Source organism: Acinetobacter sp. YH16042 (genome assembly GCF_013417245.1).
GTDB lineage: Bacteria > Pseudomonadota > Gammaproteobacteria > Pseudomonadales > Moraxellaceae > Acinetobacter > Acinetobacter amyesii.
This window is the reverse complement of the sequence record NZ_VPEJ01000151.1, coordinates 1-1028: the sequence shown is the minus strand read 5'-3', so window position 1 is coordinate 1028 and position 1028 is coordinate 1. Positions and strand designations below refer to the sequence as shown.

General features: G+C 35.3%; 2 protein-coding genes and 1 pseudogene. All 3 read right to left on the bottom strand.

Annotated elements, in window-relative coordinates; translation table 11 throughout:
- A pseudogene (locus FTV37_RS17770) lies at positions 1-262 on the bottom strand (hypothetical protein); the annotation flags it as partial.
- A 126-nt stretch (positions 263-388) separates the two neighbouring features.
- Positions 389-670 (bottom strand): type II toxin-antitoxin system YafQ family toxin, encoded by a 282-nt coding sequence (locus FTV37_RS17695; protein ID WP_180064364.1) that lies wholly within the window; start codon positions 668-670, stop codon positions 389-391.
- Entirely contained in the window at positions 663-956 is a 294-nt protein-coding gene (locus tag FTV37_RS17690) for a type II toxin-antitoxin system RelB/DinJ family antitoxin (protein WP_180064363.1), read from the bottom strand. The genes FTV37_RS17695 and FTV37_RS17690 overlap by 8 nt, the downstream gene beginning before the upstream one ends.
- Positions 957-1028: the final 72 nt, after the last annotated feature.

The following is a 1028-nucleotide window of genomic DNA, read 5'->3' as shown; positions in this document are numbered from 1 at the left end:
TACCGTCCTTTGTATATTCTAACTCATGATTATTAGCCCAAATAATAAATGAACCGGTATCACTACCAAGCCGAATACAACCATAAGGATCTACATGCAATTTCCCACCAGTAATGGTTACTCTTGAACCAGAATTAGCATGTTTAATAAAAATGATAGGTTTTACTGACTCTATGGAGTTAGATACGGGTTGGGACTTCGCTATACAACCAGTAAGCAATGTAATAATTATAAAAATTTGAGCTAAATTTTTTATTCTCATATTGAACTCTTTGAAGGCTATGCAATGCTTAGCTTCTTTTCAAACTTTCTTATCGTGCAACTAGCGTAAAGTAGCTCGATGCTTTGAAACATGGCTAAAGCCATATTTCAAAGCATCGAGCTAAAATTAGCCAAAAATCTCTGAATGGCTATCTAACTGGTGTAACTCTAAAATGTCATCCCCTACGAGCCTGTAAATCAAGACTAAATCAGGTTTAACGTGACAATCTCGACAATTCTTAAACTCAGCACCACCTTTTAATGGGTGATCTAGGTATTTTTCAGGCAATGGACTATTAGCAACTAAACAGTCCAGTACCTCAGCCCATTCAGCCGTAACTAAATCTAAGTAACGTCTTTTAATATTTCGTTTAAATGAGCTGGTTACGATTATTTTTCGTTTAGCCATTAGCTTCTTCCGACATTGCTTGGATGGCTTCTTCTACTGTTTCGTACTCGGTGTACTCCCCATTTTCAATCTCTTTAAGAGATTGAAGCAACTTTGCTACTGCTGTTGGGGTCAGAGTTGGTTCTTTCGCATAGTCAAAAGCTAATGGAACAGTTCTTGTTTTCACCACCTGATTTAAAAAAAGTTTAAATGCTTGTGGCATTGTTAAACCATATTCTTCAAAAATATGATTTGCATTATCCCTCAAGTCTTCTTCTAAACGCATATTAAAATTGACTGCGGACATGGTTAATTCCTCTAAAAACCAATAATGTAAAGACAATATAAGTCATTATCTTTACATTTTCATTACTTTTGA